Raw genomic sequence first — 21,875 nt, 5'->3', positions numbered from 1 at the left:
TGTTCCGTCACCTGCACAAGGCGAGTCTGAGACATGAGGAGGTAATGAAAATGTACGCAATTATTGAAACAGGTGGTAAACAGTACAAAGTTCAAGAGGGCGATGTTCTTTACATCGAAAAATTGAACGCTGCTGAGGGTGAGGTTGTTTCTTTTGATCGTGTGTTCTTGGTTTCCAAAGAGGATGGCCTAGTAGTAGGTGCTCCATTGGTTGCAGGTGCTTCAGTTTCCGCGAAAGTGGAGAAACACGGCAAAGGCGCAAAAGTCATCGTTTATAAGTACAAACCGAAAAAGAACTATCACAAAAAGCAAGGTCATCGTCAACCGTACACAAGAGTAGTAGTTGAGAAAATCCAAGCGTAAGAGACAAGCCCTATGATCTACGTGACCATAGAACGTCTTGCACCGGATTCACCTCAAATTCTTTCTTTTATAGTGGAAGGCCATGCTGAATATGACGTGCCTGGCAAAGACTTGGTCTGCGCCGCGGTATCAGCGATTTCCGTTGGTACATGTAACTCGATAGAATCCTTAACCGGTGTGATTCCCATTCACGAAATGGAGCCTGGACTGCTGGATGTAACCATCCCAGATAGTGCGCGTGCCATGCCTGAAACTTGGGGTCAAGTGCAGTTAATCATAGAATCGATGGTCGTTATGTTACAAACGATTGAACAAACTTACGGTGACTATATAACGATTGAAACAATCTATCACAAAGGAGGATAACACCATGTTTTTGAAATTGGATCTCCAATTATTCGCTTCCAAAAAAGGGGTAGGTTCCACAAAGAACGGTCGTGACTCACACTCTAAGCGCCTTGGCGCTAAACGTGCTGACGGTCAAACTGTTACTGCTGGAAGCATTCTCTACCGTCAACGCGGTACGAAAATTCACCCAGGAACGAACGTAGGCATCGGTTCGGATGATACACTTTTCGCTTTGGTACAAGGCGTAGTGAAATTCGAGCGTTTGGGCCGCGATCGCAAAAAAGTGAGCGTATACCCAGTTGATGTAGCTCCAGTAGCTGCAGCTCTAGAAGCGTAATTAGAATCCCTGGTGAGCGAGAGTTCATCCAGGGATTTTTTCTCAATATGTATGGAAAAACCTCTAACCGTGATCACTCATTTCGGATGGCCCGGGGCGGGGGTTTTCTCGTTTGTTTGGTGAAGTTTTCCAGGCAGCATGATATACTGGATGAACGGTTACAAAGCAGAGAACGGGGCGAGCGGATAATGAAGCAATTGGGCAGCGCACAGGTCTATGTATTAGCACTTGTGCTCATAGGATTGACTGGCTTGTTGGTTACAGAACCGTGGATTATTCGAGTGGCATTTCTACTAATCATTCTCATAAGTGGGTATACAGCTTGGAGATTAGAAGTAAGTAGAATGGAAGAAAAGTGGCGTTCTACGCTGAAGCAGCAAGAGCAAGAGGATCATCTGAAGCTGATTGCCGTTGTAAATCGCTTGCGGCATGATTGGATGAATGATACCCAGATTTTATTTGGTTACATTCAAATGAAGAAGTTTGATAATTTGCGGCCCTATATGGAAAAAATAAAAATGACTATGCAGCAGGAAAGCAATCTCTCCAAGCTGGGAATCCCCTCTTTTATTGCTTATTTGCTTCAATTCCGTGTGCAGTCAAAGACGTTAGAGCTGAATGTGGAAGTTGAGCAAGAAATTAATCTTGGACAACTCCCGATCCAGCACGGACTGATTGAACGATTGGTTCGGCAAATGGTGGCATGCATTCAGGAACATACGGCATTCGAAGATGGGGAAAGTGGCACTCTCAGCTTGGAGTTTGATGTTCAAGAAGATGGCTTACTGCTTGATTTTGTATATCAAGGCCCCTATAATCGGGAACAACTTGAGCAATTGGTTTTAGCGCGTTTTTCATCGAAAGGTTCACAGTATTTGCTTGAGAATGATGATTGGCATGAAGAAGAAGCAAGTGTCACGCTACGATTGCCGTTTCATATATAAAGTTGAGGTGTAGAAATGTTTGTTGATAAGGCGAAGATTTTTGTAAAAGGCGGCGACGGTGGTGACGGTTTAGTTGCTTTCCGTCGGGAGAAGTATGTACCGGAAGGTGGTCCTGCCGGTGGTGACGGTGGCAACGGTGGTGATGTTGTTTTCCGTGTGGACGAAGGCTTACGGACATTGATGGATTTCCGTTATCAGAAGCACTTTAAAGCAGAGCGCGGCGAGAAAGGCCGCAACAAATCGATGCATGGAGCTAACTCAGAGGATATGATCGTTCGTATTCCCCCTGGGACGACCATTATTGATGATGACACGCAAGAAGTGATCGCTGACTTAACGCGTCATGGGCAAGAAGTCGTCGTTGCGAAGGGTGGTAGAGGCGGAAGAGGTAATACGCGCTTTGCAACTGCTCGCGTGACAGCTCCTGAGATTGCGGAGAACGGTGAAGAAGGCGTAGAACGTTGGGTTATCTTAGAAATGAAAGTAATGGCTGACGTAGGGCTTGTAGGTTTCCCGAGCGTGGGTAAATCAACTTTATTGTCTGTCGTTTCTGCCGCGAAGCCTAAGATTGCAGCGTATCACTTCACAACGTTAACCCCCAACCTAGGCGTAGTTGATGTTGGGGATGGCAGAAGCTTCGTGATGGCAGATTTGCCAGGCTTAATCGAAGGTGCTCACGAAGGTGTAGGTTTGGGTCATGAGTTCCTACGTCACGTAGAGCGGACGCGGGTAATTGTACATGTCGTGGATATGTCGGCTGCGGACGGACGTGATCCTTATGAGGATTTCATCAAAATCAATGAAGAAATCAAGCTCTATAATGCGAAGTTAGAGCAACGTCCTCAAATCGTTGTAGCCAACAAAATGGACATGCCAGAGTCGGAAGATAACTTGGCCTTGTTCAAAGAGCAGTTGGCTGCTGATGGTAAGGATTATGCCGTTTATCCGATTTCGGCATTGACACGCGGTGGCGTTCAAGAGTTGCTGTATAAGATTTCTGACATCGTGGAAAGCATCCCGAATGCCCCTGAGGTCGAAGGAGTTGCTGGGACAGAAGAGCGTAAAGTATATCGCTTTGAGAAGCGCGAAGAGAATGACTTCACGATTCGTCGTGATAATGATGTATTCGTTATCGAGAGCCCATCGATTGAGAAATTGATCAAGCGGACGAATTTTACGACCCAAGATGGAATCGCGCGTTTTGCTCGTATTTTACGTAACATGGGCATTGATGATGAGTTGCGTAAACGTGGCGCTGTACATGGACAAACGATTCAAATTGGTGACTTTGACTTCGAGTTTGATGAAAATAATTTATAATACAAGAGCACTTATCCCAACGGGATAGGTGTTTTTTTCATTTCGACTCATTTAATGTCATAATACTTGACATGTATTAATAAAAGCATTACCATTTTAGATATAATACAAAAATTATGTAAGTTAATATAACACGAAATGAACTTAAGAAAGGAGGAGTATGATGAAGAGATGGATTCAAGCGATGGGGTCGGATCAGACGCGAATGCGAAATTTAACCTACGATGAAGCTGTAGAAGCTGCAGGTGAAATGGCGAAAGGAGATTCAACAGATGCGCAATGCGCAGCCTTTTTAATGGCGTTATGTATGAAAGGGGAAGCGGATGACGAGTTGATGGCCTTTATTGATGTCTATCGCGGCTATTCTTTGAATTATCATACTCAGCCTAACTCGCTTAATTCAATCGGGCCTACGGAAGGGAGAAAGCGATTTCCTGTTACGTTGCCCGTCAGCTTGCTGCTTGCGTCAGTGGGGTTCACTCAAGTGATGCAAGGTGGTGATGCGCTTCCGGCCCGCCAAGGGACAGCACTGAAAGAGATGGTAGAAAGCTTAGGTGTTTCCTTGCATCTTTCTGTGAAGGCTTGGCAATCCATGTTATTTCATTTGCATATCGGATTTCTACCTACAGAGCAGCTGTGTCCGCCAATTGGACGGTTGAAGCAGGTCAGGGAGCAATTAGGTATACGAACTGTCATCGATACGATAGAGAAAGTATTGAATCCTGTGCTTTCGACGAACTTAATTATTGGTGTACAACAGCGCAAAGCAATGGAATCCCTGATTCCGATTTCAATGCGTTCGGGGTTTCAACAAGCGTATATTATCAGCGGCATTGATGGCTCTGAGGATTTACCACTCTATGAGAACAGCATGATCCGGATCGTGACCCCTTGGGGGGATGAGTCTCGTAGTGTGGAACCGCAGAAATTTGGCTTTACGAGTACACCTTTACCAAATTTGGCGAAAGAAGATCAGATTACGATGGTGAAACGCATTATTGCAGGCGAGGATGGGACAGAAGTCAAACGTGAACGTGATCACGTCATTTTCAATACGGGGCTAAGATTGAAATGGTTTGATAAGGTAGATAGCTACGAAGAGGGCTTTCAGCTTGCCGAAGCTTTACTACAGCGGAAAGAAGCGCAGAAAATCATGCAGCGCTGGATTGATCAGAGTCAGTATTTGAAACTGCAAGATCTTGCCGACAGTGACGATTCCTCATCGAAAATAGGTTAAGGCCTTCCAAAAAGCTGTGAGTAGACAGCAAAATGGGGGGCTTTTTTTGAAATATAGAATATATAGTTTCACACGATAATTTGTCTATATTTTTAGATAAACGCACCTGTCCAAGTAGGATGGAGTAGCCGTTTATTTTATGGGGGTAGGAAAATTGGTAGATGTTACAGCTAAAACTTAATCAATGGATATGTTACCATTTACTAGTGTCATTAGGATTCGTAAGTACAAAACGCTAGGAGGCTTACTTCATGAAGAAACAACTACTTGCTTTTGCCCTTATCCCATCATTACTATTTGGTGCTGTCACAGTCCCATTCCCTAAAGCAGCTTCTGCTGCAACTACTGGTGAAGTCGTTAGCAGTGTGAGCTTCCGCCAAAGCCCAGACGAGAATTCACCGCGTATTCGCTATTTAAAAGCCGGAGAGCCAGTTTCTATTATCGAGAAAGTGAATGCCTACTGGTATAGAGTTCAAGTGACGAACGGTCAAATCGGTTATGTCTCAACAAGTTCGAAGTACATAAAAGCAAACGGTCAAACTACATCACCTGCAACGGGTACAGGACGTATCGTCGCAAGCGTGAGCTTCCGCACAGCGGCTAATGAGAATGCAACGCGAATCCGTTATCTGAAGGCAGGAGAAACGGTTCAAATCCTCCAGAAAGTAAATGCTTACTGGTATAAAGTCAAAGCATCAGATGGTCGTGAAGGATACATAAGCACAAGTCCTACCTACATATCAACCTCAGGTGGAAGCACATCTCCTGGTACGAACACAGGTGGGACAACAAGCGAAAAGATTCAAAAGGTGATAGCAGCAGGCAAGAAATACATGGGAACGCCATATGAATATGGGTCCAGTCGTGATAACACCTCAACGTTTGATTGTTCTGATTTTGTACGTCAATCATTCTTGGACGGAATTGGACTGAAATTACCATCTGATTCAAGAGGTCAAGGTGCGTATGTGAAGTCGCTCGGACACAATGTAACGGACTGGCATAACCTCAAGGTTGGCGATCTGATGTTCTTTATGTCTTATAAAGGGACGGCGCAATCCAACTATGCAGGAATTAATAAGTCTGCACAAACGATTACCCATGTGGCTATTTATTTAGGCAATGGTCAAATACTTTCAACGTATTCCAAAGAAAGTGGCGGTGTGCGAATTGATTCCATTGCAAATCGGCATTGGGAATATCGCTTTCTATTCGGAGGCAGTGCGTTATAAGAATGCTACAAAAAGAGCAGGCAACGAGAAATCGTTGTCTGCTCTTTTCCAAGTCAGGGGTTGGATTAAATTTGCATCGGGTCCAATAAGGGATTCCAATGTATTGTAGGTGTGTCTGTCCCTGATTGAATCCCTGCAGAGCCTATCCATGGATGAGAAGTAGGGCCCACGCTGAAATAATGTTCGAGTAAGCAGCGAAAAATATAGGGCATCGGGCGATCTAGGACGTCTGCTTTGTGAATCCAATGCAATTCACCTTCCGATGTAACGATTCGTGGATTCACATCCGTTTTACCGACATAGAAAAACTGTTGGCGTATTTCTTGGCCATTGAGCCGAAGTAAGACATATTGTAGATGTAAATCTTGAATCTCGTCTTGCTCGATACCGGTTTCTTCCCAAACCTCACGAAAGCAAGCCGTTCTTGGTTGGCTAATTTCATGCGGTTCGAGATGACCGCCAATTGCTGCCCATAAGCCGGGAGAGAGCGTGCGGTTTAATGCGCGTTTCATCATGAGGAGCTCGTCATGCTTGTTCCATAAAAGTGCGGTAGACATCATTCGTAATGTAATCATGGAGAGATCCCCACCCTTCGTTAGTTCCGTTTCAGCTTATCATAGAAAAGGAAGGGGCTGCAAAGGCGAATGCTTGGACGCATTTTGCCTATTGCTTCACGAGGCATGTTTCGATATAATGTCCTCTATAGGGAAACATTAGTCTTTTTGGAGAGGACGGTAGTTAGGTGCCGGAGAGCAAAGAGTTTCTTCCAACCATGAAGCACATCGGACCTGAGAGGTACTACTTAGTCCGCGAGGACATTCTTCCAGAAGGTGTTCTGAAGACAGCACAGGCCAAGGAGTTACTTGCACGGGGTGAAGTGAAGACGATTCACGATGCTGTCGAACAAGTTGGGCTGAGCAGAAGCGCCTTCTATAAGTATAAAGATGGCATTCATCCACTTAGCAAGCTAGAGCGCGAACGCATAATTACAATTTCAATGGATTTGGAGCATAGATCCGGGATATTGTCCCGCGTACTCGCACTCATCGCCAATTTGGATGGCAATGTGTTGACCATCCACCAAACGATTCCATTACAAGGTATGGCGAATGTCGTTATATCTTTAGAAATTTCATCCATGGGCGAGGAGATCCGGGAAATTGTGGATCGCTTAGGAGCGCAAGACGGAGTCAAGCGTGCCATGGTCATCGGTCAAGGCAGTTAAGATTAGCATACAATTCAGGAGGTAATGAAATGAAACCCATCAAGGTTGGTTTACTAGGATTAGGAACTGTAGGGACAGGTGTCGTACGTATTGTTGAAGGCCATCAAGAAGATTTGCAACGTCAAACAGGTTCAGCTATTGAAATTGCAAAAATTCTTGTACAAGATAAGTCCAAACATCGCAACATTTCTGTTGATGCAGATAAGCTTACAGAGAACGTCTGGGACGTCATTGGCGATAGCGACATCGATATCGTTGTTGAAGTGATGGGTGGCGTTGAAGCAACGAAAGCCCACATTCTAACAGCACTTGGGAACGGCAAACACATCATTACAGCGAATAAGGATCTAATGGCGATGCATGGGGCTGAAATTTTGGCCAAAGCCGCTGAAAATAATTGCGATGTCTTTTATGAAGCGAGTGTTGCAGGCGGAATTCCGATTATTCGTGCACTTGTTGAAGGTTTCTCCTCCGATCGCATCACGAAGATTATGGGGATTGTGAACGGCACGACGAACTACATTTTAACTAAAATGAGTCAAGAAGGCGCTGCTTATGCCGATGTGTTGAAAGAAGCACAGGAATTAGGCTATGCAGAAGCGGACCCTACTTCGGATGTTGAGGGCTTAGATGCGGCTCGCAAAATGACGATCTTATCGACGCTTGGTTTTCATGCCAATGTCGCTTTGAGCGATGTGGAAGCGAAAGGTATTTCCAAAGTAACGAAGGAAGATATCCAGTACGGTAAAAAGTTAGGCTATGAAGTAAAATTGCTTGGTATTGCCGAGAATCATGATGGCCATATCTCTGTCAGCGTTCAACCGACTATGGTCAAAAACTCGCATCCACTAGCTTCCGTAAATGGTGTATTCAATGCCGTTTATGTGACTGGTGAAGCGGTTGGTGAAACGATGTTCTACGGTGCGGGTGCAGGTGAGCTTCCTACAGCAACATCCGTTGTAGCTGATCTAGTGGCTGTTGTACGCAACTTGAAATTAGGTATTAATGGACGTACTGTACAAGCTCCTTACAAAGAGAAGAAACTTAAAACGGACGAACAAATTGCTTCCAAAAACTTCATCTTACTTCATGTTGAAGACAAAGCAGGCGTGCTTGCCCAAATTACACAAATTTTCGCAGAGCATGAGGTTAGCTTGGAATCAGTCTTCCAACATCCGAATAAATCGAACCCGAAAGCTGAAATCATCATTATTACACATGACGCTAATCAAGCGAGCATGAAAAATGTATTGAATCAATTCGAATCCATGGATGTTATCCATGCGATTAAGAGCGTGTATCGTGTAGAAGGCTAGCAATCGGCAGCGCACTCGTCCTAGGAGGAGTGCGTTAGACGTTTATTTTAAAATATAGGAATTCATATGTTTCACATAATTATTCGGGCTATATTTCTCCATAAAACGCTCCCGTCCCCAAAGGACGGCGTAGCCGTTTATTTTGAGTGAAGAGAGGCGCAATTTCGAAATGAGCTACAAGACAGAACAAAAGGTAAGGGTGAAAGTACCGGCAAGCACAGCGAATCTAGGTCCCGGCTTTGACTCCTTGGGGATGGCCTTGAACTTATATGCTTGGATTGATATGGCGATCTCTGATCAGACAAGAATTCAATTGATCGGCGATCAGATGAGTGGAATTCCTACGGATAAATCGAATTTAATTTATAAAGTAGCTCAAATGGTGTTTGATAAAGCTGATGTTTCGCATCCAGAACTTGAGATTTCTATGTATAGTGAAATTCCACTTACGCGTGGTTTAGGAAGCAGTGCTTCGGCAATCGTAGGGGCGCTTGCAGGTGCGAACGCGCTTATTGGGAATCGATTCTCAACCTATGAGCTGTTTCAAATCGCTTCGCGGCTAGAGAAGCACCCTGATAATGTGGGTGCAAGTCTATATGGCGGCATTGTCGTTGCGTTCTGGGACGAAGTGAGAGCAGAGTCCATTCGGATTGAGCCCCATCACAATTTGGAGGTGTTGGTGGCGATACCAGCCTTCCAGCTATCGACCGAAAAGGCGAGAGGCGTTATGCCGCAGCATGTAACGATGAAGGATGCGGTGTTCAATCTTAGTCACTCCTCGTTACTTGTTGCTGCCTTGAGCACGGGGAACCTTGAGATGATTCGTCTTGCGATGAAGGACAGATTGCATCAGCCTTATCGCGCGGCACTTATCCCTGGCATGAAGACACTATTGAATGAATGTGAAGACCATGGTGCGCTTGGTGTTGCTTTGAGCGGGGCGGGACCAACCATGTTAGCACTGGTCGATGCACGCAGTAAGAAGAAGACGGAGCTAGAGATGTTCCTTCAAGATACGTTGGCGAAGGAAGGCATTGAAGCCCAGCTTCTATGGCTGAAACCGAGCCAAGAAGGTGTGACGACGACAGTCCTTCATAGCGGAGATGAGAGTCTTCTATCCTTGGTGGAAAATGAGGTGCTGGCATGAAGAAAGTTGCGATTCTTGGACCCAGTACGTTCTCGGAAGAAGCTACACGTCACTTTCTAGGTGAGAATTTTACGTATGTCTCGTACAAGCTGATCTCTGAGGTTTTCAACGCAACGGCATCGGGTGAAACCGATTTAAGTGTGATACCGATTGAGAATACGCTAGAAGGCTCTGTCCATCTCCACGTGGATTGGCTCGTTCATGAAGTTGATCTTCCGATTCGAGCAGAATGGGTATTTCCGATCGATATGAATCTGATTGGTTACCCCAATCCCGATACAGAAGTTGACGCATTGAATCCCTATCGTCATATTCGCAAGGTACTCTCTCATCAAGTTGTACCTGCACAATGCAATCAATTTATGAAGCAATATTTACGTGAGGCCGAGTTTGAACAAGTAAGCTCTACGGCTGAAGGAGTACGCATCGTGTCTACGCTTCAGGACCCGACAATTGCTGCGATTGGGACGGCCATTGCCTCGGCGAACTATGGTGTGCCGATGTTGCAACGTGAGATTCAAGATCACAAGGATAACATGACTCGCTTCTTGCTTGTAGGTAAAGAAGCGTCGGAGTTGATGCCGTCGGAGGATATGAAGACGACGATTTTGGTTACTCTTCCAGAGGATTATCCAGGTGCATTGCACCAAGTTCTATCGGCTTTTGCTTGGCGGAGAATTAATCTTTCCAAGATTGAATCGAAACCGACGAAGAAGAAGCTTGGCAATTATTATTTCTATATCGATATTGCGGGTACGATGGACTCTGTTCTTCTGCCTTCAGCTATACAAGAGATCGAAGCAATTGGGTGTCAGGTTCGAATTTTGGGCTGTTATCCAAGCTATCCGTATATAGGATCCTAAGGAAAATCCCTTGCGTTTATGACGTGAGGGATTTTTTTTGTGCGACAGGGGCAAAAGCCTAGGAACGTGCATAAACTGTAATATCATTATTGTGAATAAGCGATGCTGACGCGGCCAAGTTTATGGCGATTGGAAGAGAAACGCGAAGGAGATGCTTACAAGCCAGTTTTCTGTAGAAAACTTTAAGGAGGTAGGGTTTTGAAAATCCATATTGTCAAAAAAGGCGATACCCTGTACGAGCTCGCAAAAAAATACAACACCACCCTAGACCAGATTATTGCACTCAATCCGCAAATAGCTGATCCAAATCAGATTGAGATTGGGATGAAAGTGAAAATTCCATCTACAGTTAAACCTGTTGAACCACCTGCATCTGATTATGTTTATAAGCATGTTGTACAACAAGGTGACAGTTTATGGAAGCTAGGAAAAGCGTGGGATGTGCCACTGCAAGCAATGATTAAAGCGAATGCACACCTTAAGAATCCAAATGTACTTATGACGGGGGATGTGGTTTTTGTCCCCAAAATGCAGCATGGACATACGCATAGTAATCAGCATGGCATGCACCACACGCACCACAATCCATCAAAGCTTAGCACAGAGCCGTTTGCTCCCGTGCCAATGACTGAGCCAATGCCACCAACAGATGCTTATCAGCAGCCAATTATTGCTAGCCCACAACAACAACCTGTCGTAGAAGCACCTCCGTTATCTACGGGGGAAACGGTTCCAGCCGTACCACAAATAACGCAGCCGGCGCCGTTTATTCCAGCTCCAGTCATGGAAGATCATGAACTCCATCAACCCTATGGGCAAGCGGTACATCCGTTCCAGCAATTTCATATTACTGCCACAGAAGTCTTTGCTTACCCTGAGCAGCAGCATGAGGCAATGACGCTTCCGGCGTATCCTCCGTATCAGGAAGAGCCGTGTGTGCAGCTTCCGTCGATGGTAGCCCCAGTCACTGTAGTCGATGAGGGATGCGGGTGTGGCGGACCTTCTATGAATGAGCACCCTTGGATGAATTATCCAGCCCATTACGGGAATGTTCCTATGGGGAACCCTTGGGACAATGCGTCACAGGAGATGCAGGTAATGCCTGCCTTTTATCCACCTCCAATGCCGTATGATCATCTTATGGCGCAACAATATGCGTTCCAACATGATCCTTATGGTATTCCTTATGCGGGTGCAGGCCAGCACGCTCCTTATGAAGAAACATCTTTGTTGCCGCAAGTTCATACCCATGAACTAAAGCAGGTTACAGATACGCAAGCGGAAATTGACATTGACATTCGCGACAAGCAAAAATCAGTTAAACCCAAAACAAGCGGAAGCCGCACAACACGAAAAGTAAAATTATCAGGAGCCTCAGCCTTGAGTGCGTTCTTACAGCAACAAGAACGGGGCATAGAGAAGCGGGAACCGAGCAAATCGAACGGACCGTGGATGAATTTTTAAGATTCAAAAAAATAAGCCACAAATCACGATGGATATCGTGGTTTGTGGCTTATTCCTATTCTGCAGGGAAATCAAGCGATCATGCCTAATGTGAAGAAGGTCATTAAACCAATAACGAAATTCATTCCCCATTTTTTGCGAAGAAGCTCACGCCCCCGGTGCAAACGAGTTTTCACCGTCGTAATCGGCAGGTTCAGACGCTCGCTAATTTCTTGAAGAGAAAGCTCCTCAAGATAGTACAGCGTAATAATACCTTTATATTTGTCTGCTAATTTGTTGATGGATGCGTGCATATGCTCTTGAATTTCGGTTTGAAGTACCGCATGCTCTGGCGATTGATCTTGACTGGCAAGCTTACTGTAATAGCTGTAATCATCATCAAAATCATTTAGCTCCGCGTCGAGGGATTGAACAGGCCTTTTTTTACGCAGCAAATCGATGGCAACGTTTTTTCCGATCCGATAAATCCAGGTTGAGAAATTCTGGCTTTCATCAAAGTGGTTTAAATTCAAATAGACGCGGATAAAGGTTTCTTGCACAATATCCTCAGAATCAGGACGGTTATGCAGCATCTTAAACGCAAGCTTTTGTATTTTGCTACGATAGAGCTCGACTAACTCCACGAAAGCGTTGCGATCGCCTCGTCTGGATAATTGAATTAATTGAAGTTCTGCCACATTCATGATGTTTCCCTCCTTAGAGTTGTCGTTTAGAAAAAGGTTTAGACCAGTCTCATTTGCTTATATCATATATATCGTCATTCCTGTATGCCTATGAGAGTTTTTATCTATCTTTGACTATATCATTTCTGTGGCTACAGTCAAATTCAAATGAGTGCGAGAGTACGATTATAACCAATTGTTACCGAAATCATGTAAGTTTCGTGACATTAGCTACGAGGACTTGGATTGGAATGGGAGACAGAGGTTGTGTTCGTATTCGAGTTGCCTGTTCCAATTTTATGGATTTCGTTCCATAAAGCTACACTTCCCCACAATATAACGACGCCGATAATGAGGAGAGTTGTGCGTTTAATTGGCTTTCTTCCGTTCATGGTAAATTCACCATCCGTCTTGATTGGTTTCATTCACTTCTATGGTAAATGATGTATAGTGCTTCTTGCAAATGGAAACAATACGAAAAAACAAGAAGAAGGGGATAACGTGATTGTACATCGGTTCTTGAAGCAATTGAAAAAGAGATTACGCTGGAAGCGAAGTTGGTTGACCTTAGGGGTATTCGTTCTGGTTGCTATGGTTACCTGGTCCGTATTTGGTGATGATGCCCCGTATAGCACGAAAGTTGCCAGTCGCGCGACCATTGCTGGTTTAACACCAGAAGAAGACGTACGTCTTCAGGAAGCAACGAAATTGTTGCAAGCCATTTCCGATCGCAGAGAAAGCTATTTGCTCAAGTCCTATGTTTGTGGAGAAGAACGCAGTCAATTGGGTTCGCATACGTCACAAGAACTACTCTCACTGCAGAAACAACACCCTAGTTGGCAGTTAAGCATTCAAGAGACAGGCGAGGTTGTTTTTACGGAAAACATTGAAGATTTATCTCCAGACTGCAAAGAAAAAGCAGTATTCGGAATAGACGGCAGCAGCAATTTGTCGTTATTCAATGGGACTCCTGCAAACAATCACATTATTCGCACCTTTTTCCAACTCAATATTCAGCAGTTAGAAAGCAGTTTACCAAGAGATACAGTGGCACAACTCCACGAAGGAATTCGAGTAACGGATATAGAGGAGTATAATAGCGTATTATCAACGTTCAGCGATTATGCCATAGAAGTTAGTGAAGGTGCAATGTCACGTCCTTAGTTCACACAATACCATAGATAAAGCCCAAGAGATAGTTTCGGGAACTCCCGAGTCTATCTCTTTTTTTTGTTATCTGCTATAATGGAAATGACTACATATGTTCGCTTTTTTTAAAAAGATGGGAGAGAAATACTTTGCGTATTCTAGGGATTGATCCAGGGATCGCGATCGTAGGCTTTGGCTTTATTGATAAAATCGGCAGTAAACTAGTTCCGGTACAATATGGTTCGATTCAAACGGAAGCACACACGGATCCAGGTATCCGATTGAAGGATGTCTATGACGCTACAGTACAATTGATAGAGAAATATAAACCAGATGTGATGTCCATTGAGAAACTATTTTTTAATCGAAATGTAACAACGGCATTCACCGTAGGCCAGGCGCGAGGTGTAATGATTCTTGCGGGCGTGCAGGCTGGGCTGCCGATTGCTGAATATACACCACTTCAAGTCAAACAAGCCGTGGTAGGTTATGGGAATGCAGAGAAGAAGCAAGTGCAGGAGATGGTTAAGATTTTGTTGAAGTTGTCCCAAATACCGAAGCCGGATGACGTCGCTGATGCGCTCGCTATCGCTATTTGTCATGCACATTCCTCCGCACTTCAATCTAGAATAAACGAGGTCAAACGATGATAGATTTCTTACGAGGTAAAGTAGCTCTGCGTGAAAGTGACTATGCGGTTCTCGATGTGAATGGCGTGGGCTATCGTGTTTTTTGCCCGAACCCTTATGCGCTTTCGCATAAAGAGAATGAAGATGTCACGATGTTCATCCATTATCATGTAAGGGAAGATGCTCATCTCCTGTTTGGCTTTATTACGCGCGATGAACAGTCTTTATTCCGCTTATTGCTGGATGTTAGTGGAATTGGTCCCAAAGTAGCGCTCGGCATTCTAGCAGCAGGTGGAAGACCTGAAGCGGTCATACTAGCGATAAGTCAAGAAAATTTGGCGTTTCTAACCAAGCTTCCTGGGATCGGGAAGAAAACAGCCCAACGGATTATTCTAGACTTGAAAGATAAGCTAGGTTCTGTGAGCTTCTCTAGTCCAGAGGCTGCTGTCGCATTAAGTGTTGTCGGATCGGCACAATTAACGGAAGGCGGACTGCCTTGGAGTGAAGCGAAGGAAGCCTTGATGACACTTGGTTATACGGAAGCAGAAGTTGATCGTGCATGGCTGCAAGTGAAGCCTAAAGCTGGGCCATCGGATTCTGTTGATGTGCTGGTAAAGCTTGCTTTGCAAGCTTTATTCACCATGTAAGCAACTGAATGTGCAAAGGAAGGAGGGGCACCATGGACAATGAGCGGATCATATCGGCTAATTTTATGATGGAAGACAATGTGGTCGAATATAGTCTGCGTCCACGTTTTTTGGCTGAATATATCGGCCAGAAACAGGCGAAGGAGAACCTCAAGATCTATATTGAAGCTGCAAAAATGAGGAAAGAAGCCCTGGATCATGTACTTCTGTACGGGCCGCCTGGACTCGGTAAAACAACGCTCTCCAACATTATCGCCAATGAACTTGGCGTGAATATTCGTACAACCTCCGGGCCTGCCATCGAGCGGCCTGGAGATCTTGCTGCCATCCTGACGAATTTACAGGAGGGGGATGTGCTCTTCATCGATGAGATCCACCGACTCCACCGGACGGTGGAAGAGGTGCTGTACCCAGCGATGGAGGATTTTGCCCTTGACATTATCATCGGCAAGGGGCCAAGCGCACGCTCTGTGCGTCTCGACCTGCCGCCATTTACCTTGATCGGCGCCACGACACGCGTTGGGCTGCTCTCTGCGCCTCTACGCGACAGATTTGGGGTCGTCAGTCGGTTAGAGTTCTACACGGTCGATGAGCTCAGCTACATCGTCAGCCGGACAGCCGACATCTTGCAGGTCGGCATCGTTGGTGATGCTGCACGCGAGATCGGCATGCGTTCGCGCGGGACTCCGCGTATCGCGAACCGATTGCTGAAGCGGGTGCGCGATTTTGCACAGGTGAGGGGCGACGGCATCATCACCATGGAGCTTGCGAAGGAGTCGCTAAGACTCCTGCAAGTGGATGATCTGGGATTGGATGAAATTGACCATAAGATGCTGCGGGCGATTATTCAGAGCTTCCAAGGGGGCCCTGTCGGGCTTGAAACGATCGCTGCAACCATCGGTGAAGAAAGCCAAACCATTGAAGACGTCTATGAGCCGTATTTGCTTCAAATTGGTTTTATGCAGCGTACGCCTAGAGGGCGGACTGTGACGCCGCAAGCTTACCACCACCTCGGGTTACCTGTACCGGAGCAACGTTAAATTAGTTAAAGATCAGCCATCATGAAATGACAATTGTAAGCTTTTGCCGCTGCTAGAAGGGCGGGCAAGAGCTTTTTTTGTCTTTTTTCAGCGAATAAACAAAACTTCTGTCTCTTGCTAGAGTCTACATTACTAGATGATAGCGTAAGAAAGGATACGATACCTTTATGTTTGGAAGACATCAGCTAGTTAACCCAAAGCGAATTGCCATCATAACGGCAGCAGCACTAACGTTTACAGCCACTTTATACGGAGGATCCGAAGCGAATGCCGATGGGATTAAGCATTTGGATCAGATTCGTGTTGCCCTTGTCATTAATGCTGCCAAATATAAAAAGATTGAACCGCTAGTTTCACTTTCATCCCCAGGTGGATTTGATATTGGCGTGCGGAGCTCAGCGAATACGGAGGCGAAGCCATGGGCTTCCATTCCGGATACAACGATTCGAATGTCATTAGATCAGTATAGTATGATGATGCTGGAAACGTCAGACTTCACTACGGCCAGGACCTTGAACGGCAAACTGGCAATAATGGCAGAGGAAAGCTTCGTGTTAAGTCGTACAAAGCTTGGTAAAATGGTGTATCAAGTGTATTACGGGAATTTGCCCACGCAGGCTGAAGCCGAAAATGCAGCAGCTGGGGCATTGAAGGACCCTACAGTTGCTGCTTTAACGAAATCGGTTGCACCTGTGGTCAGTGGTCCGCTTCATTGGAGTGCGGGGATGTATGCATCAGAAGCCGCAGCACAGCAGCAAATCGCCGTGTACTCGGGGGCTGGTGTCCAAGCTGATTTGGTTTTACAGGCGGATGTGGCCGGCAATGTGGCCTATAGTGTTTGGTTAGGAAGCGAGGCAACGGATGCCAAGCTTGAGTTAGTGAAGCAAGCTGCACTGAAAGCTGCACCCAATACGCCTCTCCAACCAGCGAATACGAAGGCAGCCTACTTGATCCGCAGGTCGGATGTAACCACCTCAAGCAATCCCGCAGCTGCTGTGGCGCATTATGTGACTGCTGTTGGTGAGCAGAAAACAGTGATTCATCCTAAGAAGCAAGGCATCGCTGTGAAAGAACGCATGGACCGCAGTTTCCGTGGCGACATGGAAATAAGCACGTATCACGATCGATTGGCATTAGTCAATGAAGTTCCTATGGAGCAATATTTATATGGCGTTATTGGTGCAGAGCTTAATTCGCAATGGCCAGCAGAAGCGCTGAAGGCTCAAGCTGTAGCTGCGCGTACTTATGCGATCGTTCAAGGAAATAAGTATGAGATTGCTCAAGTTACGGATACAACGCTTGAACAGGCTTACTATGGCTTGGATAAAGAATTTACTGCTGGCAACCTAGCGGTTGATGCAACGAAGGATGAAGTGATCTCGAATAAGCGAGGCTTGATTTCACCTGTATTTGCTTCTAATGCGGGTGGAATGACAGCAGATTCTACGGAGGCTTGGGGCAATTCGGTTGATTATTTGCGAAGCGTTGCTAGCCCGGATGAAGGCGCTGAGCAGGGCAAAGCCATTTGGTATCAGATTCAACTGACAGACGGCAGAATCGGTTTTGTACATAGCATGTATGTGAAGGATAGTGGACAGAAGGACAAGGCAGGAAAAGCTATTTACGAAGCTACAGAGGCAGATGTTAACGTACGGTTAGCACCTTATGTGGATAATGTTGCGAATCCTGCCATTGCTAAACTGGCAACCAAGGAAAAAGTTGTCATTCTTGGTCAAGAAAGAGAATCGAATGCTTACTCTTGGATAAGAGGTCCTTATAGCTTAAGTGAAATCAAGAGTAAACTTGAAGCTGCTAAGATTCCCATCAACGGTGAGTTGACTTCACTGGAAGTTTCCAAGAGAGGCCCGTCAGGCCGAGCAATCGAGTTGAAGGCTAACGGTGTTGTCGTGAAGGTGGACAATCCGGATGCTATTCGAGGTGTACTGGGTGGTTTACCGAGTACGCTGTTTGAAATAGAAGGAGCAGGCAGTTATACTGATACTAGCTCATCTGTTTCAAGCGGAACCAGCATTGCGATTTTGAGCGGCTCAGGTGTGGTTTCGAGCAGTTCACCATCAGACAGCGTCTATGTGCTATCCGGGAAACAAACACAGCCAACAGCTGTGAAGAAAACGGATTTAATGACACTAAGCAGTACGGGCATAAGTAAGCCCGTGTTGACAGGCACAGTGTCATCTAGCATCCCACCTAAGGGCTCAACTGCCCTACAAGGAAATCAAATTATTTTCCGTGGAAAAGGTTTTGGCCATGGCGTGGGCATGTCGCAGTGGGGGGCAAAAGGCTTTGCAGAGAAGGGCTACGATTACAAAAAAATACTTCAGACGTACTTTACTGGAGTCAACATAACGAAGGAATGAATAACTAACATGGAAGTACAAGCATTCGATTTTGAATTACCTGAATCTTTGATTGCCCAGACGCCGCTGCTCGAACGCACGGCGTCTAGACTGCTTACACTGAATAAAGAAACTGGCGAAACCGCTCATCGCACTTTTGAAGATTTGATATCCTATTTAGAAGCCGGGGATTTACTCGTGATGAATGATACTCGAGTCATTCCAGCACGGCTTTTTGGTATGAAGAAAGACACGGGCGCTAAAGTGGAGTTATTGCTGCTTAAGCCGCTCGGCGAGGATCGTTGGGAGGCACTGGTCAAGCCTGGGAAACGCATGCAGCTCGGCTCTGTTGCGGTATTCGGCACTGCGGCTGACGAAGGTGGCGAGCCACTACTAACTGCAGAAGTCGTTGAAGTTGGCGACATGGGAGCTCGTATTCTGCAATTCCGGTACACCGGGATTTTCAATGAAATCTTGGATCGATTAGGCGAGATGCCGCTTCCTCCTTATATCAAGGAGCAGCTATCAGAGCGGGAACGATATCAAACCGTTTATGCGAAGCATGAAGGGTCATCTGCCGCGCCAACGGCAGGCTTGCACTTTACGGCAGATTATTTGGAGAGACTGAAGGACAAAGGTGTCCGACTAGCCTTCGTGACACTGCACGTAGGTCTAGGTACTTTCCGCCCTGTGTCCGTGGATAAGATTGAAGATCACCAGATGCATGCTGAATATTACATTTTATCCGAAGAAACAGCTGCATTAATTAATCAGACTAAATCAGCGGGGAAACGTGTTGTTGCGGTAGGGACAACATCTGCACGAACGTTGGAGACAGCCGCTGGATTAAGCCGCGAGCAGTCAGGCTACCAAGAAGGCCAACCTTTACTTATTCAGGCTTCCCAAGGCTGGACGTCCATTTTCATTTATCCTGGCTACACGTTTGGTGTCGTTGATGTGTTGTTAACGAATTTTCATCTGCCGAAGTCAACATTGCTTATGCTCATTAGTGCACTGGCTGGTAAGGCCAATGTTATGCGAGCCTACGAAGAAGCTGTGAAGGAAGAGTACCGATTTTTCAGCTTCGGCGATGCCATGTTGATTTATTAATTCATCCGATTGAACAAGAAAAGCAAGCTTAGAATAGGAAGTGGATATCATGACAGCAGCAGTAACGTATGAATCGATTAAAACATGTAAACAATCTGGCGCTCGTTTAGGCCGCGTTCACACCCCGCATGGCGTTATCGAAACGCCAGCGTTCATGCCGGTAGGTACACAGGCAACTGTGAAAACAATGAGTCCGGAAGAATTGAAAACGATGGACGCTCAAATTATTTTAAGCAACACGTACCACTTATTCATTCGCCCTGGACATGAGATAGTTAAAGAAGCTGGCGGGTTGCACAAGTTCATGAATTGGGATCGACCGATTCTGACGGACAGTGGTGGGTTTCAAGTTTTTAGCTTGAGCAATATGCGTAAAATTACGGAGGAAGGCGTCACATTCAAATCCCATTTGAATGGTGATAAGTTATTCCTATCTCCAGAGAAGGCGATGGAAATTCAGAACGCTCTTGGTTCTGACATTATGATGGCCTTCGACGAGTGTCCGCCGTTTCCAGCGGAATACGAATACGTGAAGAAATCACTGGAGCGTACGACGCGGTGGGCGGAGCGCTGTCTGCAAAGTCATGCAAGACCTCAGGATCAAGGCTTGTTTGCAATCATCCAAGGTGGTATGCATGAGGATCTACGCAAGCTGAGCGCAGAGCAGTTGACTTCCATGGATTTCCCGGGGTATGCTATTGGTGGACTGAGTGTAGGTGAGCCTAAGCACTTGATGTATGAAGTGCTAGATTACACAACACCACTTATGCCTGCGAATAAGCCTCGTTACTTGATGGGTGTTGGCTCGCCGGACGCATTGATTGAAGGCGCTATCCGAGGCATTGATATGTTTGATTGTGTATTACCGACGCGGATTGCTAGAAACGGGACTTGTATGACAAGCTCAGGTCGTCTAGTTATTCGTAATGCGAAATATGCAACGGACTTCGGCCCGCTGGATGCCAAATGTTCTTGTTATACATGTACGAATTACAGTCGCGCCTATATTCGACATCTCATCAAAGCAGATGAAACATTCGGGATTCGCTTGACGACGATTCATAACCTTCACTTTCTACTACAGCTTATGCGTGAAGTAAGAGAAGCCATTAAGGAAGATCGATTACTTGATTTCCGCGATACCTTCTTTGCCGCTTACGGGCTGAATGATAATGAAAGAGGATTCTAAGAGAGGAGGATACCTATGTTTCTAGCTGAAGAAGGTACCACTGGTGCAGTAGGATATTTGTATACATACGGGCCTTTAGTGCTTATGTTCGTAGTTCTGTACTTCTTACTTATTCGTCCACAGCAAAAAAGACAGAAAACACGTAGTCAAATGCTCGGAGGATTGAAAAAAGGGGATAAGGTTGTTACGATTGGCGGTCTTCATGGCACGATTGTAGAAATCACAGATGACATTTGCGTACTTCGTGTCAACGATGCAACGAAAATGACTTTTGATCGCTCTGCCGTTAATGCGGTTGCACAAACGCCTGCTACTAAGGAATAAGTTAACAAAAAGCGAGGTCCTATAATAGGCTCTCGCTTTTTATTTGCATATATTTAATATTCGTTATTCTTTACAGGGCGTTTAAGGAGTGCGCGCTCACCAAGGATAAGACGACCTTCGGCAATGCGCAGACCCATTCGAGCAGCAACGACACCGAGTACGACACCAGCACACATATCGGACAACCAGTGAATGCCTAGATAGAAGATAGTGAAAATAATAAAGGCTGCTGAACAGGGGACGAAAATTTTCCAAAATGTGTTTCGGCTTTTTACCGCTATGACGGCCATTGAAATGGATATGGATGTATGCAAACTTGGGAAGCAATTATCGAGTCCAGATAATGGTCTGTAATCTTGCTCGAAAGTTGGGAACACATCTAAGATTAGAAGATCTACTTTAGGGTGGAAAAACCATACTTCGTTAACCGGGAAAAAAAGATAAAAAGGGATGGCAATCATATAATTGAACATGAGTGCATAACAGACCGCATAGAAAAGTTTATGATTCTTCTGATACGTGTAAATAGCAATGGAAGTAATCATAATCGATGGGAATATAATGACATAGAAATAACTACATACGATCGTAAGGATATCATTATGAAAAAGGTTCTGGATCGTTGCTACAAAGTCACCCTCAATGCCATAGATGGACTTCGTGAAATCGGCTTTGTATTGCATGCCTTTCTCGATTGCCATCTCCATCTTGTTAAACATGAGGATCATCAGCAACGCGATGAAATGAAAAAGGAACTTGCGTGAAGTAAATATTTCATGAACTAAACTACTGGCAATCGTGTATGGGCTCTTTCGCGTTGCGATAATTACAAAAGCGAAAATTGTTAGTACAATATAAACTGTCGCATGCGTCATAGATTGAAAAGGGCTCAAGTTGTATCCCCCTATATATTGGAAGTTTTGTGCGGCAATAACTATGACATTATACCACATTCAACGGGGGGGAAGTGCAA

At 45.4% G+C, this 21,875-nt stretch carries 24 protein-coding genes; 20 read left to right on the top strand and 4 right to left on the bottom strand.

Annotated features, from left to right (window positions below; genetic code table 11):
* The first annotated feature begins 50 nt into the window (after positions 1-50).
* The 7 genes from rplU to ACSQ8O_RS20600 all read left to right on the top strand — a co-directional run bounded on the left by rplU (position 51) and on the right by ACSQ8O_RS20600 (position 5,780).
* A complete protein-coding gene (gene rplU / locus ACSQ8O_RS20630) occupies positions 51-362 on the top strand; it encodes a 50S ribosomal protein L21 (protein WP_028555793.1) in 312 nt (103 codons plus the stop codon).
* Between the two features lie 12 nt (positions 363-374).
* Positions 375-728 (top strand): ribosomal-processing cysteine protease Prp, encoded by a 354-nt coding sequence (locus tag ACSQ8O_RS20625; RefSeq protein ID WP_436243179.1) that lies wholly within the window; start codon positions 375-377, stop codon positions 726-728.
* Between the two features lie 4 nt (positions 729-732).
* Entirely contained in the window at positions 733-1,047 is a 315-nt protein-coding gene (rpmA, locus tag ACSQ8O_RS20620; RefSeq protein WP_036742986.1) for a 50S ribosomal protein L27, read from the top strand.
* A 188-nt stretch (positions 1,048-1,235) separates the two neighbouring features.
* Positions 1,236-1,991 carry a Spo0B domain-containing protein gene (locus ACSQ8O_RS20615; RefSeq protein ID WP_436243178.1) on the top strand — a complete coding sequence of 252 codons (756 nt, stop codon included), beginning with the start codon at positions 1,236-1,238 and terminating at the stop codon, positions 1,989-1,991.
* A 15-nt stretch (positions 1,992-2,006) separates the two neighbouring features.
* Complete coding sequence (gene obgE / locus ACSQ8O_RS20610) at positions 2,007-3,311, top strand: GTPase ObgE (RefSeq protein WP_056610376.1); 1,305 nt, start codon at positions 2,007-2,009, stop codon at positions 3,309-3,311.
* Between the two features lie 163 nt (positions 3,312-3,474).
* Positions 3,475-4,548: an anthranilate phosphoribosyltransferase gene (locus tag ACSQ8O_RS20605; RefSeq protein WP_436243177.1), complete on the top strand. Its 1,074-nt coding sequence runs from the start codon at positions 3,475-3,477 to the stop codon at positions 4,546-4,548.
* Positions 4,549-4,799: 251 nt separating this feature from the next.
* A complete protein-coding gene (locus tag ACSQ8O_RS20600; RefSeq protein WP_056610381.1) occupies positions 4,800-5,780 on the top strand; it encodes a C40 family peptidase in 981 nt (326 codons plus the stop codon).
* A 65-nt stretch (positions 5,781-5,845) separates the two neighbouring features.
* Here ACSQ8O_RS20600 and ACSQ8O_RS20595 read toward each other — a convergent pair whose 3' ends face one another.
* Positions 5,846-6,355, bottom strand: a complete 510-nt coding sequence (locus tag ACSQ8O_RS20595; RefSeq protein ID WP_436243176.1) for an NUDIX domain-containing protein — start codon at positions 6,353-6,355, stop codon at positions 5,846-5,848.
* A 197-nt stretch (positions 6,356-6,552) separates the two neighbouring features.
* Between ACSQ8O_RS20595 and ACSQ8O_RS20590 the strand changes: the two genes are divergently transcribed.
* From ACSQ8O_RS20590 to ACSQ8O_RS20570, 5 genes are all read left to right on the top strand, one after another.
* Positions 6,553-7,005, top strand: coding sequence for an ACT domain-containing protein (locus ACSQ8O_RS20590; protein WP_056610603.1), 453 nt, complete (start codon positions 6,553-6,555; stop codon positions 7,003-7,005).
* Positions 7,006-7,034: 29 nt separating this feature from the next.
* Positions 7,035-8,321 (top strand): homoserine dehydrogenase, encoded by a 1,287-nt coding sequence (locus ACSQ8O_RS20585; RefSeq protein WP_056610385.1) that lies wholly within the window; start codon positions 7,035-7,037, stop codon positions 8,319-8,321.
* Between the two features lie 169 nt (positions 8,322-8,490).
* Positions 8,491-9,468, top strand: coding sequence for a homoserine kinase (gene thrB, locus ACSQ8O_RS20580; protein ID WP_436243175.1), 978 nt, complete (start codon positions 8,491-8,493; stop codon positions 9,466-9,468).
* Complete coding sequence (gene pheA / locus ACSQ8O_RS20575) at positions 9,465-10,331, top strand: prephenate dehydratase (protein WP_436243174.1); 867 nt, start codon at positions 9,465-9,467, stop codon at positions 10,329-10,331. Before thrB ends, pheA begins: the two co-directional genes overlap by 4 nt.
* A gap of 198 nt (positions 10,332-10,529) precedes the next feature.
* The gene (locus tag ACSQ8O_RS20570) at positions 10,530-11,795 is read left to right on the top strand and encodes a LysM peptidoglycan-binding domain-containing protein (RefSeq protein WP_436243173.1); all 1,266 of its coding nucleotides are present in this window, start codon (positions 10,530-10,532) and stop codon (positions 11,793-11,795) included.
* Positions 11,796-11,866: 71 nt separating this feature from the next.
* Here ACSQ8O_RS20570 and sigW read toward each other — a convergent pair whose 3' ends face one another.
* Together sigW and ACSQ8O_RS20560 are read right to left on the bottom strand one after the other, a co-directional pair.
* Entirely contained in the window at positions 11,867-12,478 is a 612-nt protein-coding gene (gene sigW / locus ACSQ8O_RS20565; protein ID WP_056610392.1) for an RNA polymerase sigma factor SigW, read from the bottom strand.
* A 206-nt stretch (positions 12,479-12,684) separates the two neighbouring features.
* A complete protein-coding gene (locus ACSQ8O_RS20560) occupies positions 12,685-12,882 on the bottom strand; it encodes a hypothetical protein (protein ID WP_436243172.1) in 198 nt (65 codons plus the stop codon).
* Between the two features lie 76 nt (positions 12,883-12,958).
* Between ACSQ8O_RS20560 and ACSQ8O_RS20555 the strand changes: the two genes are divergently transcribed.
* The 8 genes from ACSQ8O_RS20555 to yajC all read left to right on the top strand — a co-directional run bounded on the left by ACSQ8O_RS20555 (position 12,959) and on the right by yajC (position 20,902).
* Positions 12,959-13,621 carry a BofC C-terminal domain-containing protein gene (locus tag ACSQ8O_RS20555; RefSeq protein WP_436243171.1) on the top strand — a complete coding sequence of 221 codons (663 nt, stop codon included), beginning with the start codon at positions 12,959-12,961 and terminating at the stop codon, positions 13,619-13,621.
* Positions 13,622-13,755: 134 nt separating this feature from the next.
* Positions 13,756-14,256, top strand: coding sequence for a crossover junction endodeoxyribonuclease RuvC (gene ruvC / locus ACSQ8O_RS20550; RefSeq protein WP_056610396.1), 501 nt, complete (start codon positions 13,756-13,758; stop codon positions 14,254-14,256).
* Complete coding sequence (ruvA, locus tag ACSQ8O_RS20545; protein WP_056610398.1) at positions 14,253-14,882, top strand: Holliday junction branch migration protein RuvA; 630 nt, start codon at positions 14,253-14,255, stop codon at positions 14,880-14,882. The genes ruvC and ruvA overlap by 4 nt, the downstream gene beginning before the upstream one ends.
* Before the next feature lie 32 nt (positions 14,883-14,914).
* Complete coding sequence (gene ruvB / locus ACSQ8O_RS20540; RefSeq protein ID WP_056610400.1) at positions 14,915-15,922, top strand: Holliday junction branch migration DNA helicase RuvB; 1,008 nt, start codon at positions 14,915-14,917, stop codon at positions 15,920-15,922.
* 167 nt (positions 15,923-16,089) lie between these two features.
* The gene (locus tag ACSQ8O_RS20535; protein ID WP_436243170.1) at positions 16,090-18,300 is read left to right on the top strand and encodes a SpoIID/LytB domain-containing protein; all 2,211 of its coding nucleotides are present in this window, start codon (positions 16,090-16,092) and stop codon (positions 18,298-18,300) included.
* A gap of 9 nt (positions 18,301-18,309) precedes the next feature.
* The gene (queA, locus tag ACSQ8O_RS20530) at positions 18,310-19,389 is read left to right on the top strand and encodes a tRNA preQ1(34) S-adenosylmethionine ribosyltransferase-isomerase QueA (protein WP_436243169.1); all 1,080 of its coding nucleotides are present in this window, start codon (positions 18,310-18,312) and stop codon (positions 19,387-19,389) included.
* A gap of 49 nt (positions 19,390-19,438) precedes the next feature.
* Positions 19,439-20,578 carry a tRNA guanosine(34) transglycosylase Tgt gene (gene tgt / locus ACSQ8O_RS20525; RefSeq protein WP_173115401.1) on the top strand — a complete coding sequence of 380 codons (1,140 nt, stop codon included), beginning with the start codon at positions 19,439-19,441 and terminating at the stop codon, positions 20,576-20,578.
* A 15-nt stretch (positions 20,579-20,593) separates the two neighbouring features.
* On the top strand, positions 20,594-20,902 hold the full coding sequence (yajC, locus tag ACSQ8O_RS20520; protein WP_056610408.1) for a preprotein translocase subunit YajC: 309 nt from the start codon (positions 20,594-20,596) through the stop codon (positions 20,900-20,902).
* Positions 20,903-20,955: 53 nt separating this feature from the next.
* Here yajC and ACSQ8O_RS20515 read toward each other — a convergent pair whose 3' ends face one another.
* Positions 20,956-21,795, bottom strand: a complete 840-nt coding sequence (locus ACSQ8O_RS20515; protein ID WP_056610410.1) for a phosphatase PAP2 family protein — start codon at positions 21,793-21,795, stop codon at positions 20,956-20,958.
* Between the last annotated feature and the right edge of the window lie 80 nt (positions 21,796-21,875).

Source organism: Paenibacillus sp. LjRoot56, assembly GCF_964253335.1.
Taxonomy (GTDB): Bacteria; Bacillota; Bacilli; order Paenibacillales; family NBRC-103111; genus Paenibacillus_E; species Paenibacillus_E allorhizoplanae.
This window is presented reverse-complemented; position numbering and strand designations above follow the sequence as displayed.

Excerpts from the sequence above, each read along its gene's own strand:
- rplU (WP_028555793.1), top strand. The coding sequence starts at position 51 with ATGTACGCAATTATTGAAACAGGTGGTAAACAGTACAAAGTTCAAGAG.
- ACSQ8O_RS20625 (WP_436243179.1), top strand. The coding sequence starts at position 375 with ATGATCTACGTGACCATAGAACGTCTTGCACCGGATTCACCTCAAATT.
- rpmA (WP_036742986.1), top strand. The coding sequence starts at position 733 with ATGTTTTTGAAATTGGATCTCCAATTATTCGCTTCCAAAAAAGGGGTA.
- ACSQ8O_RS20615 (WP_436243178.1), top strand. The coding sequence starts at position 1,236 with ATGAAGCAATTGGGCAGCGCACAGGTCTATGTATTAGCACTTGTGCTC.
- obgE (WP_056610376.1), top strand. The coding sequence starts at position 2,007 with ATGTTTGTTGATAAGGCGAAGATTTTTGTAAAAGGCGGCGACGGTGGT.
- ACSQ8O_RS20605 (WP_436243177.1), top strand. The coding sequence starts at position 3,475 with ATGAAGAGATGGATTCAAGCGATGGGGTCGGATCAGACGCGAATGCGA.
- ACSQ8O_RS20600 (WP_056610381.1), top strand. The coding sequence starts at position 4,800 with ATGAAGAAACAACTACTTGCTTTTGCCCTTATCCCATCATTACTATTT.
- ACSQ8O_RS20595 (WP_436243176.1), bottom strand. The coding sequence starts at position 6,355 with ATGATTACATTACGAATGATGTCTACCGCACTTTTATGGAACAAGCAT.
- ACSQ8O_RS20590 (WP_056610603.1), top strand. The coding sequence starts at position 6,553 with ATGAAGCACATCGGACCTGAGAGGTACTACTTAGTCCGCGAGGACATT.
- ACSQ8O_RS20585 (WP_056610385.1), top strand. The coding sequence starts at position 7,035 with ATGAAACCCATCAAGGTTGGTTTACTAGGATTAGGAACTGTAGGGACA.
- thrB (WP_436243175.1), top strand. The coding sequence starts at position 8,491 with ATGAGCTACAAGACAGAACAAAAGGTAAGGGTGAAAGTACCGGCAAGC.
- pheA (WP_436243174.1), top strand. The coding sequence starts at position 9,465 with ATGAAGAAAGTTGCGATTCTTGGACCCAGTACGTTCTCGGAAGAAGCT.
- sigW (WP_056610392.1), bottom strand. The coding sequence starts at position 12,478 with ATGAATGTGGCAGAACTTCAATTAATTCAATTATCCAGACGAGGCGAT.
- ACSQ8O_RS20560 (WP_436243172.1), bottom strand. The coding sequence starts at position 12,882 with ATGAAACCAATCAAGACGGATGGTGAATTTACCATGAACGGAAGAAAG.
- ruvA (WP_056610398.1), top strand. The coding sequence starts at position 14,253 with ATGATAGATTTCTTACGAGGTAAAGTAGCTCTGCGTGAAAGTGACTAT.
- ruvB (WP_056610400.1), top strand. The coding sequence starts at position 14,915 with ATGGACAATGAGCGGATCATATCGGCTAATTTTATGATGGAAGACAAT.
- ACSQ8O_RS20535 (WP_436243170.1), top strand. The coding sequence starts at position 16,090 with ATGTTTGGAAGACATCAGCTAGTTAACCCAAAGCGAATTGCCATCATA.
- queA (WP_436243169.1), top strand. The coding sequence starts at position 18,310 with ATGGAAGTACAAGCATTCGATTTTGAATTACCTGAATCTTTGATTGCC.
- tgt (WP_173115401.1), top strand. The coding sequence starts at position 19,439 with ATGACAGCAGCAGTAACGTATGAATCGATTAAAACATGTAAACAATCT.
- yajC (WP_056610408.1), top strand. The coding sequence starts at position 20,594 with ATGTTTCTAGCTGAAGAAGGTACCACTGGTGCAGTAGGATATTTGTAT.